The organism is Thermosynechococcus sp. HY213 (genome assembly GCF_031460975.1).
Taxonomy (GTDB): Bacteria; Cyanobacteriota; Cyanobacteriia; order Thermosynechococcales; family Thermosynechococcaceae; genus Thermosynechococcus.
Genome location: NZ_JAVKVB010000001.1, coordinates 23,245 through 45,201 on the forward strand (window position 1 = coordinate 23,245; position 21,957 = coordinate 45,201).

Sequence of the window (21,957 nt, forward strand, 5' to 3'; positions counted from 1 at the left end):
AAGGGTCTTAGCAAAAACCGCTACTATGTTCAGTAACTATTTTATGTTACCGATTTCGGATGAGTCTCTCGACCCGCAGTCCCGATCTTGAGGTGGAACAACTGCCGCAGTTATTGCAGGCAGCTCGGTCTCGTTATTTGGCCGGGGAGCGATCGCCCGCTGTGACGAAGCCCCTCTCTCAAGCCCTGCGAGCCATCCTCGAGCGCAACATTGATACCCATCTGAGTCAACGCGGCGGCTATCTCCAACGCCTAGTGGAAGCCTATTTTCGCCTCTTTCCTCGCTGCCTAGAAAACTTGAGCCGCGATCAACTCCAACAGCAGGCAGTGCAAAAAACGGTGCAGCGGTTACTGCAAATTCCCGCCACCGTCATTCAAGACGAGTACGATCGCCTCAATCGTGGCCAGTACAATCAACCCCTAAAGCAACTGGTGCTTGCCTTTAGTCGCCCAGCCCTAGCCAACCGTAATCCCTCTCCCGAATTGACAGAGGCCGAGTGTTTCCTTGCCTTCTTTATCCAGTGCCTACGTCAAGAACTCGGCGCAACGGTTCTCCTATCCCCCCAGTTTCGCCAAGAGTACCGCGATCTCCTGCGCACGGTGTGTCTGGGGAGTTCTGATCCCGAGCAATGCCAAAGTAACCTCACGGGCTGGCTCTGGGAAGCAATGAAATCCTTTGACCCCCTCAAGCCCTTTGGTGCCACTGGTCATGGTCGTCCCACCTTTGAAGCATGGGTGCGCACGGTCATCAGCAATAAACTGGCGGATGAAAAACGCAAACTCCTCAAGCGCGAGGCCGATGAACTGCTCTTCTATGACAACCGCGCCCTGCAAGTCTTTCAAGATCGTTATCAAGCAGCACCCCCTGAGGTACAACGGGAGATTGATCCCAAAGCCTGCGCTCAGTTGATTACGATTGTCCAAACGGAAATTACCGATCCCCGTATCCGTGCTTCGACGGCTCGCTTGCGCCAGCACATTGCCCAACTCTTGGGCTGGACGATCGAGTACACCCGCGACATTCATCAACAGGTGCGGCGTATTCTTGGACGTTATGTGCAGTCCACTCGCTCTCTGAACATTTGCTCCACCGACAGCAACCAAGAATGGATTGACAACTATCCCGATACCCGCACACTGCCAACCAGCAATGGCCAAGGGGTGGAGTGCATAGTGGAGTTTCTCAATGATCCGCAGACGCCGACATGGGTCAGGGATTGGTGTGAGCGTCGCCGTACCCAAGCCGAAATTGCCCGTGAACTCTTTGTCAGCCAGCCCACGATTTCTCGCTGCCTCGGTCGTGAATACCGCCTGTGGCTCTACCGTAAATTCTTTCAAGATCCCCAGATTCCGCAATGGATGAGGCGATGGTATGAAACCCAATCAATCCCCAGCCCCCACCAACGACGGCAAACCCGCCGTGAAATTCACCCTGATTATGCCCGTGGCCGCTACACCGCAAAACAAATTGATGAGCAAATAGAGGCCAAACTTGCGCAGTGGTGTGAGCATAACGATATTTACTACCTTCCCTAGGCAGCCTCGCTTTTTCGTACTTGGTTTGGATGACGACGGCTATGACTTCCTTTTTGGCACCGACTGTTCCCATTCGTTCCCTGATATTGGATGCCGCCCATGCGGTGCTTCAGGGATGTCGTCCCAGTCGGCAACGGCAGGTTCTGCCCTATTTGGTTGCCCTCTACGCCTTCATTGACTGGTGGGAAAATGAGGGTGTTCCCAGTAAGCAGGATGATCTGGACGATCTGCCCGATGATCTGACCTTGAGTACCACTTGGTGTGAGCGGCCAGAGGTTCTTGACCTTGTGGACATTGCGGATCTCAACTTGGAAGGGGTGCAGTTATCTATCTATCCTGTCGAGGCGGGAGAGTCTCTGCGGATTCATTGCCCGACATTTTTGGGGGTGATCAACGCCGATTTGGCAGTTGCTGTTGGTTTGGATCGCGATCGCCGTCAGGCACAGATGCTGGGTTTTTGCGATCGCCAGACCCTTCTTGACTACTGGCAACACCATCCAGCGGATGCCCAAGGCTATGGCACCTTTCCCCTAGAGCACCTGCAACCCATCTTCTACTTGCCTGAGCAAATTAGCTTCCTCAACCCGCTGCCCCGAAGCACACCGCTGGCCACCAAGGGCAATACCTACGGTCAACCCCTCGACACTCTACCGCAACTCACCCAGCGCACGGCTGTTGCTGAACCTGAAGGGTTGCCCCTCGACAATGAAACCGCAATCCAACGCCTTTTACAAGCCCTCCAAGGCTACACTGAAACCTCGGAAATTTCCCTCTCCCAAGATTAGGATTGGGCTTCTGGGGGCGATGTGTTTTCGGGTGAGTGCTCGCGGTAGTAGGCCTGTGCTCCCTCTTTGGTATGAATCTGACCGGGTTGAGGACGGCGATGGGTTTGCAGGCCTTGCAGCACTTCTGATAAGGTCAAGCCTTCCGGCAGGGGCGATCGCACTTCCCGCACCTTGTGCCACACCGAGCGCGACATCATTAAACTGCGGCGAACCGGTTCCGCCCAGCTTTCAAGGTAGGCTTCTCGCTCCCCTTGGTAATCCGTCGAAGACAGCAGTAGAGGTACGGGCGGATAGGCCTGCACCAAGCGAGCAATGTGGGTCAGTACCCCTGGATACAGATTTGTATAGGCAGGATGTACTGTTAAGTCTAGCCAGTGGGGCGTGTGTCCATCTTGGCTGGTATGGAGTGTATAGGAGGCGATCGCCACCTTCCGCTGTGGTTCAAACACATAAGCACGATGCACTTGTACCTGTTGCGACCAACTGGCCAAACCGTGGTGTAGCCAATCCAAAAGACTCGTTTGAAAGTCCCGATAGTGGCGATTAAAGACTTGGCGCACCAGTGCCGGCATCGACATCGTATCCAACTCATGCAGCAACCGTGCATCAGCATTCGTGACCTTCAGCAAATTAGGCAAGCAAGGTGTGCCCTGTGCCAGTTCTGCCAACTGATCCGCTGAAATTTGCCAGTAGGTGAGATGCGCCAAGGGTTGAAAGCCATTTTGGCGGTAGAGGTCTAGTGCTTCACGGTGGTCAATATTGATTTCAACCATCCAAGTACGGGCTTCCACAAGGGTACTAAAACAGTGGCGCAGGAGTTGTGTCCCCACCTCCGTAAACTCTTGGGCGGCCAATTGCTGCACCTGCCATGTGGTGCGACTTTCATTAAAGGGAGCCACCTGCACAACGCCCAACACTTGGTTGTCCCGCTCCGCAACATAAATCCGCAGCTTGCTCATCCCCGTTAGCCACTGCAATAGATGCAGCGGTGAGGTCATCAGGCCACCCGCCAAGGACGGCAGACCAAAGGGTTGATCATGTACCCCTTCATGGCACAGCCGCTGTTCCACCACCTCCACATCCCGATAGGCCAAGGGACGGATAATCAAATCACCAGTGGAGGGCAAGTCGGAAACCATCAGCCGGCACCAATCACTACTTCCATCTTAAGGACTCCAGTCCCAAAATAAAGGGGCGATGCCCAACGACAACCGCCCCAGCAACATAAATTGTGCAAAATCGCCTTAGTAAAGTTCTTCCTCTTGGTTGGTGAGGATTTTGCAGTCAGAACGGGGATAGGCGACACAGGTGAGCACAAAGCCCTTCTCGATTTGGTCATCATCCAAGAAGGATTGATCCGACTGATCCACTTCCCCTTCCAGCAGCTTGCCGGCACAGGTCGAGCAAGCACCAGCACGGCAGGAGAAGGGCAGGTCTAAGCCTTGCTCTTCAGCCACATCCAGAATGTACTCATCTTCGGGCACGTCAATTGTTGTTTCGCTTCCATCAGGACGCACTAGCGTTACTTTGTAGGTTGCCATGAATCTTGTCCTCTCATGTATGGAAAAGGCAGGGAGCCATCACGCTCCAATTTAGATACTAGGGGAAAACCCTAACCTTGATGGTTGGATTCAAGTCGCTCCTTGTATCGTTTTCGTAATCTAAGGCTCCCAAGGTATCTGAAATACTTATAGACATTGAACCCTATGGAGAAAATTAAGCAAACTCGATGACTGGCTCTATTCTCCGACTCGATGGCGCGGGGGCACAACCAACTCCCCTGTCCGATACCGATTCACCATGGCCGTTAGGGCTTGCTCCATCTCACGGCTAAAGCGTTGGGGATTCCACAGGGGGGCATAGCGTTTAGCTTGGCGCAGTTTCCAGCTGACCTGCTGCCGCAGCGCTGGCTCCGTCCCGAAACGAATTCCCCAATTCACATACTCCTCATCATTGAAGGCAATCCCCTCCTCAACGCCGACATTTTTCAGGAAAGTATAGGTGTGCCGTGCCACAAACTGCTGGCCTACCTTTGTAACAATTGGCACCTCCAACCAGAGGGCTTCAAGACTCATTGCTCCCCCAGCATAGGGATAGGTATCCAGCACCACATCCACATCATAGAGATTGGCACGGTGGATCTCTGGCAGATTTGATGTCAAGAAATAGAGTTTGCTTAAATCAAATCCGGCAGCTTCCGCCACACTGCGGCACCACTCCTCAAAAATCGAGCTACTAGCGTGGTACTTGACAATGAGTACAGCATTTGGCACCGCTTCAACAATGGCAAATAGCAGCTTGAGCATTTCGGGTTGAATTTTACTGGCTCGCTGGGCACACAGAAAGATCACCGTATCGGCACTCAGCCCCAATTGATCGCGAATCCCAGTTTTGTTGGCCACCTCATAGCCATCAAGGGAGAGATAACAATCCGGCAGGCGCCACAGGGTTTCTGTGTACCATGCCTGCGCTCCCTCGGGAAGAATATACGGGTCAACAATAAAGTAATCTACTGTTGGCAAGCCAATGGCATCAAAGCCCACCCATGTCGCTTGTACAGGTGCTGGCTTGAGGGTGAGAACTTGATAGGTAAGGTCACTGGTGCAGCTATCTAAGTCAATGAGAAGATCAATTTTATCGTCATAAATCTGCTGAGCAATCTCATTGACTTTTGTGTCACAACTGCGAAAGTAATCGAAACTAGCTTGAAACCAGCGAGAAAGTTGGTCTTCCTTACTGGTACGAAACCATGGATTATAACCATAAAATTCAAACTGCTGGCGATCGTACAACCGAATAAAGGCACGAACCTGATGACCCGCAGGATGCTCGTGAAAACAATTGCCAATAAATCCAACCTTAATTTTCTCAGTAGATGAACTCTCTATAGAAGAATGTAAAGATCGTTGATAATTAGCATAGTAATTATTGACGGGTAGAAAGTACTGAGCATTTTCATAAAAGACTTTATTACGCCTGTTATAGATTGGTTTAATCTTAGAAGGTTCATCAAATTGATGTGTCAGATGAAAGTAAGAAGAGATAGCATAAAAGATGCTGCCAAAGTCAATTTGTTGACTGCTGATATTCTCTGCAAGAAATTGATTACAGCGATCGGCGTTCTCAAGCCATCTCTTCCACAGATTTGCAACTTCTTCAGAATAATTGAGATCATACTTAAACGTTTGTAGCACGTGCAGTTTAGAAGTGGGGCTGACATCCTCCCCCAAAAGTGTCAGTGGATAATCAAAGAGCTTATTTGCACAGTAAAGTGCCAACTCATGTAACTTGCTCTTAGCACAAATACGAGAAAGAAACTCGTACAATCCCCATTTTTCCTCAGCAATTTTTAGATAAACCTCAGCTAGGGAAGGAGCTAGGTTAGCAGGATGATTATTGAGCATTTCAAACACTGCCTTCTCAAGCGCAGGTTGCAGTGATGGATATTGGCCTAGCGCTTTGATAAACTCAGGCAACCCCTCTAGCTCACTGTTGTCACCCACTAAGTGCTGCACTGTATTAACAACATCATCAGGGTTAATTTCCTCTAAGCCTTCATTTGGTGGCAATAAAGCAGTGAGTTGATGTAACAAGTGAGTAATTTCTTCTGTGCCGAATCGTAATTGAAGTGAGAGGTTAATTAATTTCAACCCTATCTTGAGGTTAGGGGTAAATTCGTAGGCGTAGCTTGTGAGAGCAAATTGCAATTCTAAGGTGTTGCAGGGTAAATTTGCAAGCTCCAATAAGATGGGTGCCCATGTTGCCGTAATTTCTACTTGCTCTTCTTCAGTAAAGTCACTGAGATACGCTGACCACAGCAGCTGTGCCTCTGTCTCCTTGCCCTGAAAAATGTACGTGGCGCCTTGATAGGCAACCCAGTAGTGCTCTGCAGGAAACTGCTCGCTCAATGTCTCGCAGGCAGCTAGTACATCCTCATATCGTCCCTGTTCAAGATAATAGCGAAGTCGCTGCTGCCAGTTGCCCAACATTACCACAGACTCTGTCAACACCTGTTCTAGAAATGCTTCCCATTCGCGGGCACGAACTGACCATGTGCAGTGGCAATTGATGTAGTCCACTTGAGCACGGAGATGGGCATCGAGGGCGGCATGGGCTTGAGGGTCTTTAAACCGTTGAATCACCTGATCAAGCACGCAGCCATAGGCAGCCAGATAGTCCTCGTGGGGAAGAGGGATGAGGTCAGCAAAGCCCGCTGTTGTTTCAGGGAGTGCCCCCAGTTCACTAGTAATGACGTAGCAACCACTGGCCATAGCCTCCATTGCGGCAATGCAGGAGGTTTCAGCAAAGGCATTCGTATAAGCCCAAATGGCAGTGGATTTAAGGGCTTGAGCTAGTTCTGGTTGGGGGAGTGAGCCAATATAATTAACATTGGCCAAGTCATGGCAGCGTTGGTAAAGGTTCCCATACCGCTGTTGATCCTCAGCCTCGCTGGCTTGATAAACCTTCATGCTGGAATAAACATTGAGACGTACTGCGGGATGGCTCGCCTGCAGCGAAGGCATGAGATCAAGAAGTAGATGCAAACCGCGAAAGGGGGTACTCGTATAGGCCAGCGTCAAGGGTTGCGCCTTTGCCTTAAGGATAGATTCTGTAGGATCAAAAAGGTTTTCAAAACAAGGGGCAATGGCATTACGCAGGACAGCGGTTTTCTCAACAGGAATCTTGAATACTTCAATATATTGCTCTTGCTGCCATTGACTAATTAAGATAATCCGTTGATAGACCTCTTGATGTTCAGGGGATTGCAAAGATTCAACGGCAGGTTGATCGGCAGCGTGTTGTGTCCATAGTAATAGGGGAGTCTGGGGTGGCAACACTAAACGAAGCTGGTCAGCCGCAGCGGTACTATTTAAAATAATGGCCACATCAGGTTGCAGTTGCTCAAGGAATGGCAGCGTCAGCCAAGCTAGGGGCAGATGGGGAACCTGCCGAATACATTCAATATGCCGCGTGTTATTGAAGAGCCAGACCTCGTGCCCTCGCTGTTGCAATTGCTCCGCCAGATAACACAACGCCGACTGTGACCCCCCTAAGGGAGCTTCATAGGGTGTGTTGAGTGTGTACTGCCAACCAATCCGATCAATAAAGAGAATGCGCATAGGAGCAGAGGGTAACTGACCAGACTAATTTTCTCTTAAGGTAATAGTTTTTGGTGAAAAAAGCCAAGAATACCTCGTTTTAGCTCTAATTTGGTTTGACTGAGTAAAGCCAACTTTGACTTAAAACTTAACTTAAGACTAATATAGCTATTCCAATCAAGAATGAGACATTATCCAGCACAATACTCGCGAATCATCTCATCCATAGAACAGTTTGACCCCGCATACATCCGCGCTTGCTTCAGCGCACTAAAGTCATGCTCAATCACATTCAAAATAAAATCTAGATATAAATAAAAGGCCAAGAATACAGAATTCTTGGCACTTCAGGTTTTATCAGTAAAACTCTGCAAAAAAACTTAGGCAGTCCTACTGCATTGACCTAAGAAGGGCAGTTAGGAAGAAGGGCAGCTAGGAGCATTATTATTGGCGCCTGTCACAATTGTAGAGGTCGTGATACCGTTGTTCACCGTCACACAACCTGTGACCCCTGTCCCTTGGTCGTCAATAGAGGTCGTTTGGGCGATAGCACTTGCCCCAGCATTAACCGTAATTCCAGGCGTGTTGTATCCATCAGGTGTCGAGACCCCTAGCTTCAGGGTTGTGACATCAGGTGCAAAATTTGTGTTTTCCAAACGATAGGCCTGTTGGGCACGGTTGATGGCACCGATCGTGTTCTTGGCGCTAGAGAGACGAGCTTTAGCCGCCTGGTTGAGCATGGAGGGCAGGGCAATGGCGGCCAAGATACCGATGATGATCACCACCACCAGCAGTTCAATCAGGGTGAAGCCTTCGTTGGCTTTTTTCTTGGCCAGCAGGTGCTGGAGGAATTTCGCTTTCAGTTCGGTTTTCATATTTTTGAGACTCCTTAAGTCAAGAGATATTCGCCTCTAGGCATAACATACCCACCCCCTGCAGCAAAATTAACACCCCTGCTAAAAAGTTTCCGATTTTTTCCCCGCTACTACTGGAGTGCCCTCGGTAGGCGTCATTCCCAATCTGCTAAATTTGCGGTAGCTGGCTCGCGTGGTATCTTCGCCTCATGTGCAGTAGGCTAGTCTATAGTTATCAAGCCTGATCAGTCTCTTTATGAATAACCGTGGCAATGGCTTTGGCTGGGGATTTCTTGCAGGTGCCCTTTTTGGGGGCATTGCGGGTTCCCTTGTCACGCTTTTAGTCAAGGACAGACTGCGGCAAGCAGCTACGGGTGAATCCAGACGGCTGCGGGGGGATAAAGCCACTCCTCTCAACGGCAGTGATGACAACTTAATGGAGTCGATGCGCCTAGAGCTAGAGGCCAAAATTGCCCAAATTAATGAAGCGGTGGATGACCTGCAAAACCGCCTCAGCAACGAGGATCAGCCTTGAGCGGTAGGTAGAGTACGGCCGCTAAAACAAATAAAAGACTTGAGACGTAGGGATATTGCCTCAAGCCCAATCAAGGATTTACCGAAGGTTTCACGAAAATAGGGGACTAGTAGGCTAGACCCATGCTGCGGGTGGTTTCGGCACCCAAATAGACACGAATGCTCAAAAAGTCCGTCGGACAGGCCGTTTCGCAGCGTTTGCAGCCAACGCAATCTTCTGTGCGAGGGGAGGAGGCAATTTGACCCGCTTTGCAACCATCCCAAGGCACCATTTCCAGCACATCGGTGGGGCAGGCTCGCACACACTGGGTGCAGCCAATGCAGGTATCGTAGATTTTGACAGTGTGAGCCATGTGGTAACCGCTCCTAAAACGATCAGGATGACAGGTGGATGCCCTGCCGCCAACTCAGGAAGCCCCTAAGCTACGACAATAAGGGCAGTCTGGAGATAAATACCGAGATTTAGGATACCGCAGTGGTTGGTTGCGCGGCGGGGTGGATGAGCAAACTTCAAAGAATGTAACTTTTTTGTAAAGTCTGGTAAATTTACCTACTGTGGGGTCAATCTTAGTCATTTAATCCGTGGCGCTTGCTTGGGTTGCGGAACTTGAAAGGGTTCTAGGGATTCCAAGTACAGTGTAGTCGGATGCGTTGTGTGTGGTGGTCAATGTCTTGGAAGTGGTTGCCCCTTGCTGTGTGTAGTGCAGGCCTACTGCTGGTGCCTGTGCCTTCACCTCATTCCTTGGCTCAAACTTCCCCGCGCACAGATGCGATCGCTCCGTGGGAGATCATGAACTATGCCCGCGTGGTTCTGGAAATTGAACCCATTCGTCAAAAATACTATCGTCAAGCTCAGGTGGCTTTCCAAGGTCAAGTGCCCCGCAACTCTTGCTTTGGCATGAATCCCCAAAATATCCCCAGTGGCTTGGAGACCATCTGTGCTAACTATGTGCGTGAGGCAATGCAGGTGCTGAGGAAATATAATATGTCTTTAGAGCAATTCAATGCGATTACACTGCGAGCACAGCAGGACAGCGCCTTGAGTCAGCGTATTCAGGCCGAGATGGTGCGATTGCAGCGACCTTGAACCCATGAAACCCACTCAACCAACTCTAAGTATTATTACTGCGACCTATAATGCTGAGGAACACCTGCCACGGTTGATTGCGTCGTTGATTGCTCAAACCGATCCAGACTTTGAGTGGGTCGTTGCCGATGGTGGTTCTACAGATCGCACTTTAGAGCTAATAGAAGCAGCAACAGCTAAACTCAAGGCAGTCGTTGTCGACTCGCGACCTGACTTTGGGATCTATGATGCCCTCAACCGTGCTATTCGCCTAGCCTCAGGAGACTATTATCTGGTGATGGGTGCAGATGACGAGCTCTTTCCTGAGGCAGTTGCCCAATACAAGATCGCTTGCGAGGAAACAGGGGCGGATTTTGTTACTGCTAACTATTACATAGGAGAGCGTGACATAGCGTCTGTTTGGCAGCCAGCATGGGAATGGCGGAAGGGAATGCAGGCTCACGTAACTGGTCATGCTGTTGGCTTGGCAATTCGACGCACATTACACCAAAGGGTTGGTCAATACTCCCGCCATTTTCCTCTCCTAGCGGATCAGCTTTTTGTTATGCAAGCAATTCGTGCAGGCGCAAGGGTTGCTAGGAGAGATTTTATTGCTGGGCGTTTCCATCCCCATGGAACCAGTGGTAGCGATCTTTTGGGATTGATTGTTGAGCTGTATCGGGTTCAAGTTCGTTTAGGACACTCCCTCCTTGTCCAAACCTTGCTACTCTTTTATCGGATTATCAGATGTTGGCCCCGCATTCAACAACAGAGATCAAAATTTCTGTTGTAATTCCTTTGTATAACAAAGCTAGGCATATTGCTCATACGCTGAGGAGCGTTTTGCAGCAAGCCAGCCCAGCAGCTGAGATTCTTGTGGTTGATGATGGGTCAACTGATGCTGGAGCTGAAATTGTTCGCGGCTTTTTGGATCAGGGTGTGCGTTTGATTCAACAGCCAAACCAAGGGGTGAGCGCCGCCCGTAATCGCGGATTACAGGAAGCCAGTTATCCCTACGTCGCATTTTTGGATGCTGATGATGAGTGGTTGCCCGAGCACTTGAGTACTCTTCAAACATTAATCACGGAGTTTCCGCAAGCCGCTTTGTGGAGTACATTTTGTTTAATTCGGCAACATGGGGACTACTATTTGCCACCAAGCGGGTTGCCATATGGCTGGCGAGGCATGGTGGAGCGGTTCTTTGAAGCCCATGCCCAAGGACTAAGCATTGTTAATTCCTCAACTGCTTGTGTTTGCAAGGAGGCGCTACTTTCTGTTGGGGGCTTCCCTGTGGGTGTCAAACTAAATGAGGACTACATCGCTTGGTGGCGCTTGGGGTACAAATACCCTGTGGCTCATGCAGTAATAGTTACTGTTATCTATAATCAAGATGCAGAGAATCGCTGCAGTAAAGTCCCTCAAGCTGCACTCCCTGCTTCATTACCCTTTTTAGTAGAGTTGTTACACTCTCAGCAAACTCCTTACCACCACCGCCGAGGGATTAAGGCCTGCTTTCGCCGAATTGCCATAGCCACATTGATAAACACCAAAATTAATGCAGAGACACTGAATACGAAAACTCTTCTTCGCCTCACATGGCGCAGTGGGTGCTATGAGTTGCTCCTAATCCTTGTTGTCCTTTATTTGTGCCCCAGAAGTTTTCTTGGGTTCCTTAAGCATAGACGCCATCGGCAACAGCGACAGCAGGCTAAGGAGCGGGCTAAGGATCTGTTAGGCTGAGATAGCATTAAATAAATAACCAACCCCCACAATTCCTAAGGTAGTTAAACTAATAAAAGTACCTAATAATTTTGGTTTTAAAACCTTTCGCAAAATGATCATTTCTGGCAAAGAAAGAGCAGTCACTGCCATGGTAAAAGATAAGACTGTACCGATAGGCATTCCCTTAGAAAATAGAGCTGAGGCAATGGGTAAAACCCCTGCAATATTAGTGTAAAGGGGTACTCCAATTAAAACAGCAACTAAGACGGCAAAGGGGTTATCTTTTCCTATCCATTCGCTAATAAGTTGAGCGGGCATATAACCGTGAATTCCAGCACCAATACCAATCCCAATTATCACATAAATCCAAACCGATTTAAGAATTTCACTCGATTGAAACCAACCAACTTTGAATCTATCTTCCCAGCTCATCTGAGAGGATCTTGTTAGTTCAATATCTTCATCTTGAGATTGTTTATGCTGTTTATTTTTTAATTCCCAAATAAAAGGTTCTACCCATTTTTCTAGCTTCAACAAGCCAATAATATAACCGGTAATAACAGCTAATGTAATCCCAAAAAAGATGTAAAATAAAGTTATTTTTAGACCAAATAAAGCGAATAATAAAAATACAGCAACTGCATCCACCATCGGAGCGGAAATAAGGTAGGAGAAGGTAATACCTAAAGGTATGCCAGCTTTAACAAAACCGATGAATAAAGGCACGGCAGAACAAGAACAAAATGGTGTTACTGCTCCTAAACTTGCTGCTAAAATATGCCCGCTTAATTTGCGTTTTCCTTCTAAATAAACTCTAACTTTTTCAGGTTCTAAGAAAGTTTGCAGTGTTCCAACTACAAAGCTAATTACAGCTAATAAGGTTAATATTTTTGGCACATCGTAAAAGAAGAAGTGCAAACTTTTGCCTAGGTGTGAATCTAGGGATAAGCCAAATAACTTCGTAACTATTTGAGCAGATAACCAATCAAAGGGGTAAAACAAATCCAGCATGTCTTTTTACAGTTAAGTTTGTAGCGAGCACTTAGGCTTTTTTCAAATTGAGAAAACCTCAAGCAATTGAAACGCTACCAATAGCAATACTCTACGGAATGTTATTTTAAGAAGGATGCAATTTCTTCAGGCGTTAAGACTTTTCCTTTGCTGACCACCTTGCCATTAATGGCCAAAGCAGGTGTTGACATTACTCCTCGGTTGGCTATTTCTAGGCTATCGGTTACGTGAGTAATTTCGGCCGCCAAGTTGAGATTTTTAACAGCAGTTTGAGTATTCACTTCTAGTTGTTGACATTTTTTGCAATTTGTGCCTAAAATTTCTATTTTTAATGTCATAATCTTTCCCTCTACTTTTAGGCGACATGCACCTAGGTCTGAGCGCTTTTCGTGTTTTATCCTGAGGCGATGCTTAACTCCGCTTGCACAAGTGTAGCACCCCTTCAGCTTTCCTGCTAAGGCTTGCTAGTGGTAAAGGGCGGAGTTCCCCGCCCATTCAGCTAAAAATTGCGAGCCTTAGCTACAGCCACAGCCTGTATGGCCACAGCCACCGCTTTCTTTGCAGGTGCCGTTGGCACAGGCTTCGGAGCAGTAGGGTTTGCCTTCAACCATGATGGCCTCGCTGAGGGAGACAATGCAGAGACAGTGGGGGCAAGCGCATTTCATTTGGGTAACGGTTGTCATGGCTTTTTCTCCAAATGGGTGACACAAGGGAGGTATGCTTCACCTCTCCTTTAATATATCTGAACAGTTGTTCAAACGTCAATTAGTTAGCACCTGATCAACGCCTATGATGGAAGTATGAATACTAGAATTTTTGCTCCTTCTCATCCTCATCATCCAGAGGCTTTGGCACGGGCGAGCGATCGCCTGCTCTCTACAGAAAAAGCCCAACGGATGGCGCAATTTTTTGGCCTGCTAGCCGATGCCAACCGACTGCGGATTGTAGCCTTGCTCGCCCAAGGGGAGTTTTGTGTTGGCGATATTGCCGTGGCACTGGAAATGAGCGAGTCTGCCGTCTCCCACCAATTGCGGATGCTTAAGGCCATGCGACTGGTCAAGTTTCGTCGCCAAGGGCGGCATATCTTTTATCAATTGCTAGATCACCATGTCCTCGCTCTTTATGAGGCGGTCGCAGAACACTTAGATGAAGACGCATCAGACACTTCAGGGAGTGGGAACGGGGCAAGATGAGGGTGAGGCAATTCCTGAACCAGCGGGGGCAGCTTCTAAAATTTGGGTTGTGGTTAGTGTTGTAAACGTAGCATAGGTGCAGCCCGTAAACGCTTTCAATTCTGAACGCTCAGGGGTGGCTCGGAATTCAGCATAGTTACTATTCGCAGCGGTGATTGCGTAATCATAGTCGGGCGTATCACTAAAGCCGATTTGTAAACTTGCGATGTCAGTGGTGAATGTGGGATTGGCCAAACGGTAGGCCTGTTGCGCACGGTTGACCGCACCAACGTTTGTTTTGGCTTGGGATTCGCGGGCTTTGGTGGCTTGATTTAACATGGAGGGGAGGGCGATCGCGGCCAAAATCGCAATAATGATGACGACGACGAGCAGTTCAATCAGGGTAAAGCCTTTCGAGAGGATGAGCGATCGGTAGAACCAAGGCAAATTAAGACGGTAAGGAGACATAGGGCGGCTCTCAGGTTAGACTCGTCTTCACTCTCAAGTGTTCCCACAGATCTCCGTAAAATTACAGGCAGCTCCCCTATAGCCCCAGTAGTTTTTTCTTGGCCGCTTGGAACTCCGCTTCTGAGAGTAGCCCCTGCTGGTACATGGCCATGAGTTGTTGCAGTTGCTCTAAGCCAGAGGAACTCGCCGAAGCACTGGTTTCAGGTGCTGGTTCGGGTTGGGATGGAGGTGGTTCAGGAGCAGGGGACGTTGGTGTGGGGCTAGGGGCTGGTGTGCCTTGAGCCAATTGATAGGTTTGGATCACCTCTTGGAGAATGGCGGCTTCTCGCTTATATTCAAGGCTGTCGCGTCCCCCAGCTTTGTGGAGTTCTTCCTCGCGTCGCTTCAAGTAGTTCAGTAGATGCTCATAGAGGGTTTGCTTTTGTTCTGGGGTTTCTGCGGCTGTAAGGATAGCGGTCACTTGGCGCTGAATTTCCTCTAAGTCGGGACGGCAGGCCAACACCTCTAGGACTTGGGTTACTTCCTCCCAGTTGGCGGCAATATCCACATCTTCAAGACCAACGGCGGTATGGCGGGTGTAGCGGATGGTGGCTTCGCGGGTGGCGCGGTTTTCTGCTTGTTTAAGGACATCAAGGGCGCGAGCAATCACCACCAGTTTTAGAATTTGGGGGTTTTCTGGAAAGACATCCCAGAAGGGGGGATCCTTTTGCAGATGTACGGGGATGGGCAAATCGCGGTTTTCTCCCCGCAGGCGGGCGCGTTTGGCGGTAATCATTTGGCCTCGCCAATCTTGGTAGGACTGCCGCAGTTCGGGCATGCCCTCAATACAGCGTAGGGAAAAGCCCCCCATCTCTTGGACAAAGACAATGCGGTGGCGTTCGCGATCGCCCAAGGGCTTAATGTCATCACTGGTAATGCTCTGGCCATTCGGTTTGACGAGGTTCTTGAGCAGGGGAATCAGTTTTTTGGCAGCCAAATCGGTAGTATTTTCACCGCCGACAATGGCGATATTGGTATTCACTGAAGGAGTAAAGCCAGCATCACGACCACTCATGACCGCTTGGGAGAGCAATAGCAGTGGCTTTGATTTCTGATAGGCCATGCGCAGGACACTGAGGATTTCCCCTTCATCATTGCGATAAACCTGCAACAGGCGATCGCAGGCAGTGAGATCCCGCACAAGGCGGCTCTCTTCTGGGGCATTTTGCACGGTGCGCCGTACGGTTTCTTGGATAATCTCCCGCAGATCACTTTCTTGGACATCCGCTAGTTGTGCCAAATCCAAGAGACGCATCACCTCATTGGCGGCGCGGGTTTCCTTCCAGAGGGGACTGGCCTCCTGCAACACCGTTGCTGCCGTTGTGGTACAGAGTTGGTTCAGACCAATGGCAAATGTGGACTGCACCCCGGTATTGGCACCCGCATAGCGTTCCACCAAGTCTTGATAGAGGCCATTGAGTTCTTGGCGATCGTAGAGCTTCACCCCATTGATTCGCAGGGCATCGGCACTATCCGCTTGACTATCGGCCATCGCCTTGAAACCATCCCGTAAATTGAGGAGCCGCTGGTTGAGCTTGGCAAGACGTGCCTCCATCCCTTGCAGCCATTCCTCCAGTTTGCCCATCACCTCCTTGGCCAGAATGCGGGCTTTGGCTTGAATGATGGCATTGAAACTGCCCTCAATCCCCTCTAGAGCCTGCTGGCAAAATTCCTCCATTTTGGCTTGCTTGGAGATGCCAAAGAGAGTGCTAAAGTGCTGGATGTCCTGCAGGGCATTTTCGTATTGTCGCTGACGGTTGGTGATATTGGGTTGCCAAGTATGCTGAATTTCGCGGTCGTACTTTTCTGCTTGGCTCATAAAAATTTGGCGAATTTGCTGCAGAAAGGCGTTGGCAAACTTGGGTCCGCGATTGCGATCTTCAACAATGCGGTAGAACTCCTCCTCAAGACTTTGGCGAGCCTGCTGAATAATTTGATTGCGGTTGTCGTACATGCGCTGCAAAAAGTCACCGTGGAGACGCTCATCGGGGCTAAGTTCGCGCAAGTGGGCAGCACGGTAATTGTCCACCTGTTCACTCAGCCAAGGCACAAATTGCAAAATTTTGCCTCTTTCCGCACCAATCATGCCCCCTACCCCCTGTTGGGTACATTCAAGGCGGTTTTCACGGCTAATTTGATTGCGTAGATCGTTAACCCAGCGGGAAATTTCCTGCATGTAGGGGCGATCGCCCGCTGCTGCTAAGGCCAGTACCAAATCCACATCCAGCAAGTTCATGGGTTTCAGGAGACTCTGGGTCACCTCTAAAAGCTGGGGTGGCAATTGCACCGATTCGTTCAGCCACCAGTGAATAAAGTCTTGGCAAAGGCGATAGGTCAAGGAGGCGCGAATTTGGGCAATGGGAATTTCGACACTGGAGAGGCCAAAGGCCATAAAGCTCTTGGGATAGCCTCGCCCCCCGGCATCCTGAGAGGCCCAAGCCGCCTTAATGTTGTCGCGAATCGAGCGTTTGTGGGGCGCAAAGTCAGAAGTGAGATCCAAAAAGATATTTTGGGCAATCATCTCGCGGATCTCATCGAGCTTGAATTCATTCTCGCCATTTTTGGTGCCCACGAGGTAGGTAAAGTCAAAGGGAGGACAATTGTAGCGCACTTCGTCGCTGAGGCTGCTACTAAATTGCGCCACGTACTCGGTGCGGTAGTCGGCAAAGTAACTGAGTTCCATGAGGGCGGCATAGCCATTGGCCAGCACGCGATCGCCGACACTAATGGCGGCAAAGGCATTGGGCATGGGCACAATTGCCGTGATCAGAGGACTCGACTGCCCCTTGAGCCAATGGCGCACACAATAGCCCAAGTCAATGAGCATACCGCTACCGGTGCCCCCAGAGAGGGAGCCCGTAATAAAGACATTTAAGCTGCTGTTGTTGACCTTGACCCCATAGCGGCTTTGCATATAACTTTCGTGGCCTTTAACGCGATCGCTGGCCGCTTGGAACTTTTGTTGAATCGCATGGTAGTTGCAAAAGAAGGCAAACCGACCACAGGCACGGATTTGACCCGCCCCGGCCTCTAGGGCGGTAATGTTGCGCTCTAGTTCCTTGGGAAACCAAGAGGCAATCCACGGGTAGTTGTCGAGGTTTTGAATGATTTGCTGCACGTTTTTGCCACTGACACTGGCCCAGTGCTTTTCGTTGTCCTTGAGGGGAGAGCCAGCGGCGAGGGGGTTACTCACTTTGTAGTCGCGATCGGTGTCAATGGCAAGGAAGCTAATCACGGGAAACTGTTTCAGACTGCCGTAGGTTTCTTCCACCAGTCGCCGCACCCGCGATAGCACCTCAATGCCTGTACCTCCCACGCCAACAATTACTGTCGGAACAATGGACTTTTCCTCCACCTGTGCAGGCATGATTCCCGTCTCCGTGACCAGTCATCCCCATCCTAGCAAGGATGTCTACCAAGTCTGGAGTGGCCTGTCCATGAATACCATCCCTCAGGAGAGCAGAGAACCGTGGTAGTAGGAGACTCATTGACTGGGAACTGGTACGAATCCTCTCACGGCAGTACCCTGTGGATTTCGGGGCTGGTTCATTCCCTGATCGGCAGCAGGGAGCAGCCGCAGTTGCCAAAATTTGAGGCGCCTTCACGATAGATTGAAAGATGTTTGCGCCCTGAGTATCGTCATGACAGCTTCTTCTCCGGTTTCGACAACAACTGCCCCTTCCCTAACACCGGTGGCGGTACCCCGCCAAGATCTGACTGTGCCGCTGTGGTTAGCGCTGGCGATCGCTGCCGTTGCTACGGTGATCCTTTACATTTTCTTTTTGCCCCTTCAGGGCACCTACCTTGGCCAACTGCTCCTCAATCGTGGCTGGACGCAACCCGTGGCTGTCTTTTTTGCGTGGACAGTTTTGGTGTTTACGATTTTGAAGGCGATCGCCCTCTTTCAACAAGCACCCAGCCTGCGGCAAATCTGGATTCCCGCCAACTACCCCTTCACCTCAATGCGGGATATTTTGCAACTGCAGCAAACCCTTGCCCAACGGCGGACGCTGCTGCCCAATCGCTGTGCCCGTGTTTTAGGCGCGTTTCTCAGTAGTGGCCAGCGAGAGATTGCCGTTGAAGCCGCCGCAGAAGAGAGTGGCAGTGCCGCAGCCGCCACTGATGCCTCCTATACGATTCCCCGTGTTCTCGTCTGGGCGATTCCCCTGCTGGGCTTTATTGGCACCGTGGTTGGGATTAGCCAAGCGGTCAGTGGCTTTTCCAGCTTTTTGGAGACGGCTCAGGACGTGAACCAAATCAAGGAGGGGATTGGCGGTGTGACGACGGGGCTAGCAGTGGCCTTTGATACGACCCTCGTGGCCTTGGTGCTGAGTGTGCTGGTGATGATTCCGATGGTGATCGTTGAACGCTGGGAGAATAAGCTGCTGCTGCAAATTGACACCTACATTAACGATCAACTGCTGCCCCGCCTCCCCGTTACGAATACGTCCGCAGGGGTGGATCGCGACACTCTCCAAGACGTGATTCAGGAAACGATTCGCACGGAGCTGCCCACGGAGGAACGGCTGCAACAACTCTTGGACAACTTAAATCAACTGGCTCGTGCCGTGGTCAGGGATCGGCAGCAATTTGTGGCCACACTGGAGGAGCGCCAGCAACAGTCCATTGAGCAGTTTGAGCGCCTCGTGACCCAGATTCAGCACAGCCAAGGGGAACTACTGGCGCACGTCAATCAGGAACAGACCGCCATTGCCCAAGAACTGCGGCAACAAAGTCAGTACATTGCTCAACTCTTGGCCGAGAGCGATCGCACCCTACAACAGCGGTTACAACTGTTAGAAACCCTCAACCAAGCCCTGCAAGCCCTCGCCGATACGGGTAATCTGCAACTGCTGCTCGATCGCCTCAACCACACGCTGGGGAATTTGCAACCGGTACTACGGCAACTGGCGCAACCTCGACGGGTGACGCTGGTGGAGCAGCCCAGTTCCTTGGAGGGGGGCAATCCCTAGACTGCGAGGAACCGCTGAATCCCGTCTTGGCTGAGATCACCGGTGGGGTCAGAGGCCACAATGCCCCCCTTTTGTATCGCATAGCACCAGTCTGCCCCCCGCACAACGTGGAGGTGCTGCTCCACTAGAAGGACCGAAATGCCTCTTGGCTGAGATCTGCACCCATGGGGTAGAGCATTTTCTTCAGCACAGGAAAGAGTTCAAAATCTCCTTAACCCGGTGGCCATTGCATGGCTCGCCCGCCCAACAGGTGCAGGTGCAGATGATAGACGGTTTGACCGCCATCGGGGCCATTGTTAATGACAATCCGATAGCCATTGTTTAAACCCTCTGCCTCAGCAATGCGTTTGGCCGTCAGCAGCAGGTGCCCCAGCACACGGTGATCTTCCGGTTCTGCCAAGCTCAGTTGGGGAATCGGCTTTTTGGGGATGACCAGAATATGCACGGGGGCTTGGGGGTTGATATCACGAAAGGCCAAGCAAAGGTCATCCTCATGGACAATATCCGCTGGGATCTCGCGGCGAATGATGCGGCTAAAAATGGTTTCCGTGGTCATGGTTTCACTCCTCACAGAGGTCTAATGGTTTAGGGATCCACCCAGCGGCCATCGGCTTTGATTAATTCCACAAGGGCAGCCACCCCTTCAGATTCCGGCACCTTTTTCACTTCCTCACGACCGCGATAGAGCGAGATATAGCCGGGTTGTTTGCCCACATAGCCATAGTCGGCGTCGGCCATTTCCCCTGGCCCATTGACAATGCAGCCCATGACAGCAATATTCAGACCCGTGAGGTGTTTGGTGGCTTCGCGGACTTTGTGCAGGACTTCCTCAAGGTTAAAGAGGGTACGGCCACAGGAGGGACAGGCCACATACTCCACCATGGTGCGCCGCAGACCCAAGGCTTGCAAAATGCCGTAGCAGACGGGAATTTCTTTTTCGGGGGCTTCGGTGAGGGAGACACGAATCGTATCGCCAATACCTTCGGCAAGGAGGGTGGCAATGCCAGCAGTGGATTTGATGCGGCCATACTCGCCATCGCCGGCTTCAGTGACTCCCAAGTGGAGGGGGTAGTCCATGCCCAGTTCATCCATGCGCTTGACCATAAGGCGGTTGGCGGCAATCATCACGGGTACCCGTGAGGCCTTGAGGGAAATTTCAAGGTTGTAGAAATTCAAAGACTCGCAGATGCGGATAAATTCTAGAGCCGATTCCACCATGCCTTCTGGGGTGTCCCCATACGTAAAGAGCATCCGCTCAGCAAGAGAACCGTGATTGACGCCAATGCGCATGGATTTGCCCTGATCCCGCAGCGAGATCACCAGTGGCTCAAGGGTTTCGCGAATTTTGGCACCAATTTCCTCAAACTCGGCTTGGGTGTATTCAGTGCGATCGGGCTTGGGTTTCTCAAAGACGTATAGCCCCGGATTGATGCGTACATTGTCCACATACTTGGCAACTTCGAGGGCAATTTTCATGCCGTTGTGGTGAACATCGGCAACCAAGGGCACAGGTTTGTAGGTTTGGTAGAGGCGATCGCGAATCTCTTCCATGGCTTTAGCATGGGCAAGGCTAGGCACTGTCACCCGCACAATTTCACAGCCAATTTCATGGAGACGACGAATGGCGGCTACTGAGCCTTCAATATCTAGCGTGTCTTCATTGATCATCGATTGCACCGCCACAGGATGACCGCCCCCAATGATGACAGAGCCAACGGGCACAGGACGGGTTTTGCGACGGACAATGGCGGTTTCTGTCGGAGTAGCTTGAACAGGACTCGGCAGCGTTTGCATAGGATGTAAGTGGCCAAATTGCGCAACTTCTCCCTTTCAGGATGCCATAGAAGCGGCAAGCTGCGGCAGGCGATCGCCTCCCAAGAGATTTGCTATAATTTTCTCGGAACCTAAAAAATACTCAAATGTCCCCTTCATTGTTAGCGGCAGCCTTTAACAACCCTAACGCTGTTTCTAGCACCCGAACTGCTGTCGCCGGAGGTAAGTGACGCAATTTGCCAAGAATCTCAGTCACCAGTTGTTCTTCTTCGCGGTTGGTGACATCCGTTTGGTCGAGGTAGGCGATAAAACTTTCTAAATCCTCAAAGCCAAAAACACGACATAACTTTAATAGATTTTCAGCATTTGGAAATGAAGCCATATTTTCCCATTTTTGCAAGCAGGTATAGGAGATTCCCAGCTCGGCGGCAAAGGCACGTTGACTGCGTATCCCCCGTTTTTGGCGTAGCAGCCTAGAGAGTTGTTTTCGAGAGAGTGGACTAACCATGCGGAACCTAAATAGACCCTTGGAAAGGGCACTGCGTCTTTCAATAACTTTACATGTCAAGCTCATCAATGAATACCGCCACTACCTTGTCAAAAGTTGTCGCTTGACAACCTTATTGCCCGCAATTAACATTGAATTGCTTGGCACAGATTTATAACAGCACTATGCATCCTGAGGACATTAAGGCAGAATTGCGGAAACGGGGCTGGAATGGCGCTAAAATTGGCCAAAAGCTAGGGGTTTCGCGTCATTGTGTATCGGCAGTGATTCGTGGCTGCTCCCGCTCGGCAATGATTGAGAAAGAAATAGCAACGATTCTTGAAAAGCCCCTTTACGTTGTTTTCCCCGACTACTACAGTTGTCGATCGCCCTCGGATTAACTTTTCGCTCTAATTATCTATTTTTTAGTATAGCCTAA

Annotated in this window: 22 protein-coding genes and 2 pseudogenes; 9 read left to right on the top strand and 15 right to left on the bottom strand. The window is 50.3% G+C overall.

The window, feature by feature from the left end:
* Positions 1 to 59 precede the first annotated feature (59 nt).
* Both RHK62_RS00120 and RHK62_RS00125 read left to right on the top strand, forming a co-directional pair.
* A complete protein-coding gene (locus RHK62_RS00120) occupies positions 60 to 1,535 on the top strand; it encodes a hypothetical protein (protein ID WP_310437777.1) in 1,476 nt (491 codons plus the stop codon).
* Positions 1,536 to 1,576: 41 nt separating this feature from the next.
* Positions 1,577 to 2,320, top strand: a complete 744-nt coding sequence (locus RHK62_RS00125) for a hypothetical protein (RefSeq protein WP_310437778.1) — start codon at positions 1,577 to 1,579, stop codon at positions 2,318 to 2,320.
* Here the strand turns inward: RHK62_RS00125 and RHK62_RS00130 are convergent.
* From RHK62_RS00130 to RHK62_RS00150, 5 genes and pseudogenes are all read right to left on the bottom strand, one after another.
* Positions 2,317 to 3,459, bottom strand: coding sequence for a GNAT family N-acetyltransferase (locus tag RHK62_RS00130; RefSeq protein ID WP_206200552.1), 1,143 nt, complete (start codon positions 3,457 to 3,459; stop codon positions 2,317 to 2,319). The two genes, RHK62_RS00125 and RHK62_RS00130, sit on opposite strands and share 4 nt — an antisense overlap.
* 105 nt (positions 3,460 to 3,564) lie before the next feature.
* Positions 3,565 to 3,861 carry a ferredoxin PetF1 gene (gene petF1 / locus RHK62_RS00135; RefSeq protein ID WP_011056851.1) on the bottom strand — a complete coding sequence of 99 codons (297 nt, stop codon included), beginning with the start codon at positions 3,859 to 3,861 and terminating at the stop codon, positions 3,565 to 3,567.
* A gap of 198 nt (positions 3,862 to 4,059) precedes the next feature.
* The gene (locus RHK62_RS00140; protein WP_302678525.1) at positions 4,060 to 7,440 is read right to left on the bottom strand and encodes a glycosyltransferase; all 3,381 of its coding nucleotides are present in this window, start codon (positions 7,438 to 7,440) and stop codon (positions 4,060 to 4,062) included.
* Positions 7,441 to 7,610: 170 nt separating this feature from the next.
* Positions 7,611 to 7,715 (bottom strand): annotated as a pseudogene (locus RHK62_RS00145) (IS630 family transposase); the annotation flags it as partial.
* Positions 7,716 to 7,835: 120 nt separating this feature from the next.
* On the bottom strand, positions 7,836 to 8,294 hold the full coding sequence (locus tag RHK62_RS00150) for a type IV pilin-like G/H family protein (RefSeq protein WP_302678526.1): 459 nt from the start codon (positions 8,292 to 8,294) through the stop codon (positions 7,836 to 7,838).
* Between the two features lie 235 nt (positions 8,295 to 8,529).
* Here RHK62_RS00150 and RHK62_RS00155 point away from each other — a divergent pair, with 235 nt between their 5' ends.
* Positions 8,530 to 8,808: a hypothetical protein gene (locus RHK62_RS00155; protein WP_149817044.1), complete on the top strand. Its 279-nt coding sequence runs from the start codon at positions 8,530 to 8,532 to the stop codon at positions 8,806 to 8,808.
* A gap of 106 nt (positions 8,809 to 8,914) precedes the next feature.
* Here RHK62_RS00155 and psaC read toward each other — a convergent pair whose 3' ends face one another.
* Positions 8,915 to 9,160, bottom strand: a complete 246-nt coding sequence (gene psaC / locus RHK62_RS00160) for a photosystem I iron-sulfur center protein PsaC (protein WP_011056855.1) — start codon at positions 9,158 to 9,160, stop codon at positions 8,915 to 8,917.
* 314 nt (positions 9,161 to 9,474) lie between these two features.
* Here psaC and RHK62_RS00165 point away from each other — a divergent pair, with 314 nt between their 5' ends.
* From RHK62_RS00165 to RHK62_RS00175, 3 genes are read left to right on the top strand one after another with little or no spacing between them, the layout of a single operon-like run.
* On the top strand, positions 9,475 to 9,894 hold the full coding sequence (locus RHK62_RS00165) for a DUF4168 domain-containing protein (RefSeq protein WP_206200556.1): 420 nt from the start codon (positions 9,475 to 9,477) through the stop codon (positions 9,892 to 9,894).
* Between the two features lie 4 nt (positions 9,895 to 9,898).
* The gene (locus RHK62_RS00170) at positions 9,899 to 10,666 is read left to right on the top strand and encodes a glycosyltransferase (RefSeq protein WP_310453059.1); all 768 of its coding nucleotides are present in this window, start codon (positions 9,899 to 9,901) and stop codon (positions 10,664 to 10,666) included.
* Positions 10,621 to 11,613: a glycosyltransferase family A protein gene (locus RHK62_RS00175; protein ID WP_310453060.1), complete on the top strand. Its 993-nt coding sequence runs from the start codon at positions 10,621 to 10,623 to the stop codon at positions 11,611 to 11,613. The genes RHK62_RS00170 and RHK62_RS00175 overlap by 46 nt, the downstream gene beginning before the upstream one ends.
* On the opposite strand, the gene RHK62_RS00180 is transcribed toward RHK62_RS00175, so the two are convergent.
* From RHK62_RS00180 to RHK62_RS00190, 3 genes are all read right to left on the bottom strand, one after another.
* Complete coding sequence (locus RHK62_RS00180; RefSeq protein WP_310453061.1) at positions 11,605 to 12,606, bottom strand: permease; 1,002 nt, start codon at positions 12,604 to 12,606, stop codon at positions 11,605 to 11,607. The genes RHK62_RS00175 and RHK62_RS00180 overlap by 9 nt on opposite strands.
* A gap of 101 nt (positions 12,607 to 12,707) precedes the next feature.
* Positions 12,708 to 12,947, bottom strand: a complete 240-nt coding sequence (locus RHK62_RS00185; RefSeq protein WP_190278283.1) for a thioredoxin family protein — start codon at positions 12,945 to 12,947, stop codon at positions 12,708 to 12,710.
* Positions 12,948 to 13,121: 174 nt separating this feature from the next.
* Positions 13,122 to 13,289, bottom strand: coding sequence for a metallothionein (locus RHK62_RS00190; protein ID WP_206200560.1), 168 nt, complete (start codon positions 13,287 to 13,289; stop codon positions 13,122 to 13,124).
* Positions 13,290 to 13,406: 117 nt separating this feature from the next.
* On the opposite strand from RHK62_RS00190, the gene RHK62_RS00195 reads away from it, so the two are divergent.
* Entirely contained in the window at positions 13,407 to 13,799 is a 393-nt protein-coding gene (locus tag RHK62_RS00195; protein WP_310453062.1) for a metalloregulator ArsR/SmtB family transcription factor, read from the top strand.
* On the opposite strand, the gene RHK62_RS00200 is transcribed toward RHK62_RS00195, so the two are convergent.
* Together RHK62_RS00200 and RHK62_RS00205 are read right to left on the bottom strand one after the other, a co-directional pair.
* On the bottom strand, positions 13,773 to 14,246 hold the full coding sequence (locus tag RHK62_RS00200) for a type IV pilin-like G/H family protein (protein ID WP_149817058.1): 474 nt from the start codon (positions 14,244 to 14,246) through the stop codon (positions 13,773 to 13,775). The genes RHK62_RS00195 and RHK62_RS00200 overlap by 27 nt on opposite strands.
* Before the next feature lie 76 nt (positions 14,247 to 14,322).
* Entirely contained in the window at positions 14,323 to 17,652 is a 3,330-nt protein-coding gene (locus RHK62_RS00205) for a tubulin-like doman-containing protein (protein WP_310453063.1), read from the bottom strand.
* Positions 17,653 to 17,926: 274 nt separating this feature from the next.
* On the opposite strand from RHK62_RS00205, the gene RHK62_RS00210 reads away from it, so the two are divergent.
* Positions 17,927 to 19,258 (top strand): MotA/TolQ/ExbB proton channel family protein, encoded by a 1,332-nt coding sequence (locus RHK62_RS00210; protein ID WP_302678535.1) that lies wholly within the window; start codon positions 17,927 to 17,929, stop codon positions 19,256 to 19,258.
* On the opposite strand, the pseudogene RHK62_RS00215 reads toward RHK62_RS00210, so the two are convergent.
* The 4 genes and pseudogenes from RHK62_RS00215 to RHK62_RS00230 all read right to left on the bottom strand — a co-directional run.
* Positions 19,255 to 19,401 (bottom strand): annotated as a pseudogene (locus RHK62_RS00215) (ABC transporter ATP-binding protein); the annotation flags it as partial. The gene RHK62_RS00210 and the pseudogene RHK62_RS00215 sit on opposite strands and share 4 nt — an antisense overlap.
* Before the next feature lie 68 nt (positions 19,402 to 19,469).
* Positions 19,470 to 19,814, bottom strand: coding sequence for a histidine triad nucleotide-binding protein (locus tag RHK62_RS00220; RefSeq protein WP_302676923.1), 345 nt, complete (start codon positions 19,812 to 19,814; stop codon positions 19,470 to 19,472).
* A 29-nt stretch (positions 19,815 to 19,843) separates the two neighbouring features.
* Positions 19,844 to 21,052 (bottom strand): (E)-4-hydroxy-3-methylbut-2-enyl-diphosphate synthase, encoded by a 1,209-nt coding sequence (gene ispG / locus RHK62_RS00225; protein ID WP_206200565.1) that lies wholly within the window; start codon positions 21,050 to 21,052, stop codon positions 19,844 to 19,846.
* A 121-nt stretch (positions 21,053 to 21,173) separates the two neighbouring features.
* Positions 21,174 to 21,605: a helix-turn-helix transcriptional regulator gene (locus RHK62_RS00230; protein ID WP_310453097.1), complete on the bottom strand. Its 432-nt coding sequence runs from the start codon at positions 21,603 to 21,605 to the stop codon at positions 21,174 to 21,176.
* A 74-nt stretch (positions 21,606 to 21,679) separates the two neighbouring features.
* On the opposite strand from RHK62_RS00230, the gene RHK62_RS00235 reads away from it, so the two are divergent.
* Positions 21,680 to 21,919 carry a helix-turn-helix domain-containing protein gene (locus tag RHK62_RS00235; RefSeq protein WP_310453064.1) on the top strand — a complete coding sequence of 80 codons (240 nt, stop codon included), beginning with the start codon at positions 21,680 to 21,682 and terminating at the stop codon, positions 21,917 to 21,919.
* Positions 21,920 to 21,957: the final 38 nt, after the last annotated feature.

Bases quoted from the DNA above. Each gene is read 5' to 3' on its own strand.
- RHK62_RS00120 (WP_310437777.1), top strand. From the start codon at position 60: ATGAGTCTCTCGACCCGCAGTCCCGATCTTGAGGTGGAACAACTGCCG.
- RHK62_RS00125 (WP_310437778.1), top strand. From the start codon at position 1,577: ATGACTTCCTTTTTGGCACCGACTGTTCCCATTCGTTCCCTGATATTG.
- RHK62_RS00130 (WP_206200552.1), bottom strand. From the start codon at position 3,459: ATGGTTTCCGACTTGCCCTCCACTGGTGATTTGATTATCCGTCCCTTG.
- petF1 (WP_011056851.1), bottom strand. From the start codon at position 3,861: ATGGCAACCTACAAAGTAACGCTAGTGCGTCCTGATGGAAGCGAAACA.
- RHK62_RS00140 (WP_302678525.1), bottom strand. From the start codon at position 7,440: ATGCGCATTCTCTTTATTGATCGGATTGGTTGGCAGTACACACTCAAC.
- RHK62_RS00150 (WP_302678526.1), bottom strand. From the start codon at position 8,294: ATGAAAACCGAACTGAAAGCGAAATTCCTCCAGCACCTGCTGGCCAAG.
- RHK62_RS00155 (WP_149817044.1), top strand. From the start codon at position 8,530: ATGAATAACCGTGGCAATGGCTTTGGCTGGGGATTTCTTGCAGGTGCC.
- psaC (WP_011056855.1), bottom strand. From the start codon at position 9,160: ATGGCTCACACTGTCAAAATCTACGATACCTGCATTGGCTGCACCCAG.
- RHK62_RS00165 (WP_206200556.1), top strand. From the start codon at position 9,475: ATGTCTTGGAAGTGGTTGCCCCTTGCTGTGTGTAGTGCAGGCCTACTG.
- RHK62_RS00170 (WP_310453059.1), top strand. From the start codon at position 9,899: ATGAAACCCACTCAACCAACTCTAAGTATTATTACTGCGACCTATAAT.
- RHK62_RS00175 (WP_310453060.1), top strand. From the start codon at position 10,621: ATGTTGGCCCCGCATTCAACAACAGAGATCAAAATTTCTGTTGTAATT.
- RHK62_RS00180 (WP_310453061.1), bottom strand. From the start codon at position 12,606: ATGCTGGATTTGTTTTACCCCTTTGATTGGTTATCTGCTCAAATAGTT.
- RHK62_RS00190 (WP_206200560.1), bottom strand. From the start codon at position 13,289: ATGACAACCGTTACCCAAATGAAATGCGCTTGCCCCCACTGTCTCTGC.
- RHK62_RS00195 (WP_310453062.1), top strand. From the start codon at position 13,407: ATGAATACTAGAATTTTTGCTCCTTCTCATCCTCATCATCCAGAGGCT.
- RHK62_RS00200 (WP_149817058.1), bottom strand. From the start codon at position 14,246: ATGTCTCCTTACCGTCTTAATTTGCCTTGGTTCTACCGATCGCTCATC.
- RHK62_RS00205 (WP_310453063.1), bottom strand. From the start codon at position 17,652: ATGCCTGCACAGGTGGAGGAAAAGTCCATTGTTCCGACAGTAATTGTT.
- RHK62_RS00210 (WP_302678535.1), top strand. From the start codon at position 17,927: ATGACAGCTTCTTCTCCGGTTTCGACAACAACTGCCCCTTCCCTAACA.
- RHK62_RS00220 (WP_302676923.1), bottom strand. From the start codon at position 19,814: ATGACCACGGAAACCATTTTTAGCCGCATCATTCGCCGCGAGATCCCA.
- ispG (WP_206200565.1), bottom strand. From the start codon at position 21,052: ATGCAAACGCTGCCGAGTCCTGTTCAAGCTACTCCGACAGAAACCGCC.
- RHK62_RS00230 (WP_310453097.1), bottom strand. From the start codon at position 21,605: ATGAGCTTGACATGTAAAGTTATTGAAAGACGCAGTGCCCTTTCCAAG.